The following is a 256-nucleotide window of genomic DNA, read 5'->3' as shown; positions in this document are numbered from 1 at the left end:
CAACAGGATCGTTTTCATCATCGCCGTCCATCAGTACAGTAAAAACACCTGTTATTGAACCATTTTTAAAATTACCACAACGCTCTACTAACTGAGGGATTTTTAAAAATACTGACGGCGGATACCCCTTCATCGTTGGTGGCTCACCTGCAGATAACCCAACCTCCCTAAGGGCATGCGCATAACGAGTTAATGAATCGAAAAGCAAAACAACATTTTTACCTTGCGACGCGTATTTTTCTGCAATCCTCATCGC

Annotated in this window: 1 pseudogene; it reads right to left on the bottom strand. The window is 42.6% G+C overall.

Features of this window, described 5'->3' with window-relative positions:
* Positions 1-256 (bottom strand): annotated as a pseudogene (gene fliI, locus Q4528_RS14725) (flagellum-specific ATP synthase FliI); the annotation flags it as partial.

Source organism: Staphylococcus pasteuri (genome assembly GCF_030547725.1).
GTDB lineage: Bacteria > Bacillota > Bacilli > Staphylococcales > Staphylococcaceae > Staphylococcus > Staphylococcus pasteuri.
Note: the sequence above shows the minus strand (reverse complement) of the source record. Positions and strands in the feature narration are given on the sequence as shown.